Source organism: Xanthomonas hortorum pv. cynarae, assembly GCF_002939985.1.
Lineage (GTDB): Bacteria > Pseudomonadota > Gammaproteobacteria > Xanthomonadales > Xanthomonadaceae > Xanthomonas > Xanthomonas hortorum_D.
The window spans coordinates 1-4,434 of the sequence record NZ_MDFM01000062.1 but is presented as its reverse complement, the minus strand read 5'-3'; the positions used below and the strand labels follow the sequence as shown (position 1 = coordinate 4,434).

The 4,434-nt window shown below is 56.0% G+C and carries 3 protein-coding genes and 1 pseudogene; 1 reads left to right on the top strand and 3 read right to left on the bottom strand.

The features are described 5' to 3' along the window. The first annotated feature begins 536 nt into the window (after positions 1 to 536). Positions 537 to 1,787 carry an HlyD family secretion protein gene (locus tag XcyCFBP4188_RS22020; RefSeq protein WP_157732766.1) on the top strand — a complete coding sequence of 417 codons (1,251 nt, stop codon included), beginning with the start codon at positions 537 to 539 and terminating at the stop codon, positions 1,785 to 1,787. Here the strand turns inward: XcyCFBP4188_RS22020 and XcyCFBP4188_RS22015 are convergent. The 3 genes and pseudogenes from XcyCFBP4188_RS22015 to XcyCFBP4188_RS22010 all read right to left on the bottom strand — a co-directional run bounded on the left by XcyCFBP4188_RS22015 (position 1,702) and on the right by XcyCFBP4188_RS22010 (position 4,282). Beyond that, the gene (locus tag XcyCFBP4188_RS22015; RefSeq protein ID WP_267929463.1) at positions 1,702 to 3,462 is read right to left on the bottom strand and encodes a peptidase domain-containing ABC transporter; all 1,761 of its coding nucleotides are present in this window, start codon (positions 3,460 to 3,462) and stop codon (positions 1,702 to 1,704) included. The genes XcyCFBP4188_RS22020 and XcyCFBP4188_RS22015 overlap by 86 nt on opposite strands. 57 nt (positions 3,463 to 3,519) lie before the next feature. Further along, a pseudogene (locus XcyCFBP4188_RS23610) lies at positions 3,520 to 3,855 on the bottom strand (cysteine peptidase family C39 domain-containing protein); the annotation flags it as partial. A 46-nt stretch (positions 3,856 to 3,901) separates the two neighbouring features. Then, positions 3,902 to 4,282: a Fic family protein gene (locus tag XcyCFBP4188_RS22010; protein WP_233367666.1), complete on the bottom strand. Its 381-nt coding sequence runs from the start codon at positions 4,280 to 4,282 to the stop codon at positions 3,902 to 3,904. Positions 4,283 to 4,434 lie beyond the last annotated feature (152 nt).

Below are 4,434 nucleotides of genomic sequence, written 5' to 3'. Positions count from 1 at the left end.
CGACTGGATGACATGGGTAACTCCACTTGGCGGTGAAGTTGTCAGGTCAGGTCGCCTGGGCCACTTCACAACCGTTGGTGTTGCGATCCAGAGTTGAAGCCGCGGAGTAAGCTAGTGCTTGTTGTCGATAGTTTGAATCCTCAAGGGCTTGGAGATGAAAACTCCAGCACAGGCTCACTGATCTGTCGTACGCCACAATGAAATTTATGAAGCGCTCGTAATTCTGGATGCGCGGAATTCATTCTTTCAGTAGACGCCACACTTCGGCGGGAGGCGACGGACCGGTGTGCTAAGACGAATACATGCAGAACATCGTATGTCCACTAGTCGGCGAACAACTATTTACCAAAAATCAGGATTTTCTGACGGCGTCATTCTTCACTTTTATGGTAAGTATGCATGCTAATTAAAAATTTCATTAGTGGCGGAGGAACCTAATTTTCTATCGAATGGAACGAAAACGCGTGCTCCAACCATTGTCGCCTAATTAAGGGCGCGCGACAGGATAGATGGAACCAGTCAGTAAGGACTATAACGTGGAAGAAGTTCGGCTATTTCGCAAAGAAGCGATCGAATCCGCGACACAGCGCTTCGGTTCGCCGGTGAACGCTCCTGGAGTGGGTATGTGGCTCGCCACCACCTTTGTGCTCGCTCTACTAGGTTTAACTTTCCTTTTCTTGGTAACCACCTCATTCCCGAGAAAGGAAACCGTATCGGGAGCGCTGGTCCCCTCGCGCGGATTGCTGCCGATCACCAGCCAACGCTCGGGCATCGTTAGCAACGTGCACGTGGAAGAAGGTGCAAAGGTTCGCCGTGGCGATCCAATCGTCAGCGTCTCGGTGGATTCGGTCATGGACACAGGCGAAAGCACGGGAACCATCCTTTCTGGCATGGCCGAGCGCCTGACCCAAGCTTCGATGGATCGCGAACACGCTGCAGAAGCATCTCTGAAAAGTCAGGAAGCAGGAATCCGTGAGCGTATGCTGGGTACGAACCGCCAGCTTTCTGTGCTGCGCGAAAATGTAATGCTTTACGAGCAACAGCAGGTCATCGCTGAGAAGACCGTGCACGATCTGGGGCGCCTGCGTGCGGATAAGTTGGTTTCGGAACTGCAATATCGCGATTCGGAAGTGCGAGTACTCAATGTGCGTCAATCGGTGGCTGAATTACAAACCCGTATCGCTCAGCTCAAGCAGGAACATGAACAGCTACGGCATGAGCTGGGTCGATTGAGCGCCGAGCGGGATACAAACCGTGCTACTGCGCTGTCTGACCTGCTGGGCGCACGCGAGAAAGCGATCAATTACAAACTGGGCACCCAGTTCACCCTGGTTGCCCAATCAACCGGGCAAGTGACTTGGTTGCAGGCTAAGCCGGGCGCTACAGTTGCCGCTGGGCGCACGCTGGGCGTGATGATGCCGGAAGACTCGGAACTGTTTGCTGAGCTATGGGTCCCCTCTTCTGCCATTGCCTTTGTTGATGTCGGAACGGAAGTCCGCCTGATGTACGACGCTTTTCCCTACCAGAAGTTTGGGGTTGGCCATGCGCGCATCGCGAAGATCGCGCGCTCTCCGACTTCGCCGGACGAACTGCCAGCCGACCTGCAGGCCGTAGAAAGCCAATATCGCTTACTGGCTGCGCTAGATGCCCAGCAGATGCAGGCATACGGTAAAGCGCTTACCCTGACGCCGGGTATGCGCCTCAAAGCCGATCTTGTTCTGGAAAAACGCTCACTGTTGGATTGGATCCTGGAACCGCTGATGGCGGCAAGACGCCGACAGGAGTGAGATTAGTCTGCGGGACTGGTGCTGAGGTGGCCGCTACTGGCTTGCGGATATCTCCAACAATCCGCCCTTGGTCTATTCGCACCAGACGATCGGCCAGGCGCATGGTATCGGGTCGGTGAGTGATTAGGATACGTGTGATATCAAGCTGCGCCAGGGCTTGGTAGATGCGTGTCTCGCGCGCTACGTCCAGGTTAGCGGTAGCTTCATCCAGTACTAAGATGATCGGCTTGCGATACAGGGCGCGGGCCAGCAGTAGCCGTTGCTTTTGGCCGCCGGAAAGGGTGGAGCCCATGTCACCTACAAGCGTTTCTAGCTGCATCGGCATGCGCTGTACATCTTCCTTCACCGCCGCCATCTCCAAGCACTTCCATAGCAAGACGATATCCGGGCGCTCGGCAAAGAAGGTCACGTTCTCCATGATTGAGCCAGTGAGCAGTTCATCGTCCTGCATAACCACGCCTATACGTTGACGGATCACGCGGGTGCCCCAGCTAGCAATGCTGAGCCCGTCATAGAGGAGTTCGCCCCCACTAGGCGGATACAATCCAGTGAGGATCTTTACCAGAGTGCTCTTGCCACACCCGGAAGGACCTGTGATGGCGACAAACTCACCCGGCGCGATCGATAGATTAATGTCTCTCAGAGTCGGTGCTTCTTGCGGCGAATATTGGAAGTAAACGGAGCGGAGCTGGATATGTCCGTCGATGCTATCCGACGCAGAAGGATCCTTGCTAAATCCCTCTTCGCTAGGGCTGAGGGCGATATCGGCGATGCGGTCCGAATGGAGTTCTGTCAGGCGCCAGGTGATGCACTGGTCCACCAGGGTGGTAAGCCGGCTGCTTAATTGCTGCCGATAGGCGACGAAGGCGTACAGCGCGCCTACCGTAAGAGAGTTAGCTAGCACGGCTTGGGCGCCGATGTAGACAATCGCCACCAAACTGATGCCGTCCAGCAGTGTACGTCCCGCACCAATACCGATCTGCAGGTTTGCGCTGTTCAACGACGCGCGTACCATATCTGCATACTTGTTTGCCCAGATCGCCTCACGCGAGAACTCGCCGCCCATCGTCTTAATTGATTGCATTGCGCGCAGTGTCTCGATGCGCGTTCCACGTTCAGCGATGCTCGCCTGTAGGCTGGCCATGCCCATCTTCATGGAAAGTGGGATGGTCGCCACGCGCATCGCTACGTACAGTGATAGCGCAGTCAAGGCAACTAGACTCATCATCGGCGAATAAACGAGCATCAGCACGATAATGCCCAGTGCCAGCACGCCGTCAAGCAAAGCACCTATAAGCCCGTTGGCGATCAGTTGTCGGATAGGGTCGATTGACTCAATTCGGGAGAGTGCATCGGCAAGGCGGCGCCGATGAAACCAAGTCAGGGGCAAGCTTATCAGATGATGGAACAGACGCCTGCTCATGTCCCAGCCCATTAATGCGGAGGCGCGCTGCAGGGTGATCCCGCGCATTGCTTCGGCCAAGCTATTGAACATGGCAACAGCGCCGAATCCCAGTGCCAACGCCATCAGGAAGCCTCGGTCGCCGCGCAAGACGCCTTCATCGACCGCAAGCTGCATGAAGAACGGTGACAGCAGCACGAAGCCTTGAAGCAGAAGTGTGTAAACCTTGGCATGGAACAACGCAGTACCCACGCCACCTTTGAAGCGGATCATCGACCAGATACTGAGTGGAGACCGCTGTTTGCGTGGACGGAAGCTTGGCGAAGAACTGACCTCCATCGCGATACCGGTGAATGCCTTGGAAACCTCAGTTTCGCTGAAGGATAACGAGCCATGTGCCGGATCAATGATGTGGAAGCGACCGCGTGAGACCTTTTCCAACACTACGAAATGATTGAGTTTCCAATGAAGGATGGCCGGCGTGCCTAAGTGTTGCAGGTCGCTGGGCTCACAGCGCACGGGCCGACACTGCATATCCAGCACACTGGCCAGCGCGATCAGCTGGTTCAAATCCACTCCGCGCTGCGAATTATGGTATTTACGTCGCAGCTCGCTCATCTCCAGATCCGCCCCAAGCACAGATGAGCAGACCGCCAGACACGCTAGTCCGCATTCGCTGACCTATGCACTCTCCAATAGCGCTTGTTAAACATCAGACGTCCTCGTTCTGATCAGGCGAGGACGGTTGCTTCCCCAGCCATAAATAAAGTTTGATTGCCGCGCAGTGATAGGCATATAGCCCATCCCAACGACCATAAAGCTCCGCCTCGCGCAAGCGCAACTCGTAGCCGCCACGGGACAGCACAGTAAGCATCTTTAGTGGTACGTAGCACCCGTCTCGGAGGCCGGCGCGATGCAGGCAGAAATTGAACAGCGCACGTCCCAGGCGGCCATTGCCGTCTGCAAAGGCATGGGCATTGTTTGCCAGCGCCAGCAGCTGCACAGCTGCCCTCATGCCATTACCCAAGCCCCCTGCAGCAAGCTGCCGCAGCAGGTCAGGCCAGCGCGCGCTCGCCAACTCGGCCGACACCATAGCCAGCTGGGTGCGTCCATCGTACGCCCGTATCCAAACGGGCGCCGTGCGCAGATCACCGTCGCGACTAGGGCCTGTTAACACATCCGAAGCCCATCAACGACTAGGACGAAGCTGAGGAATCCAAGGAACATGACATCTAGCTTCTCGAA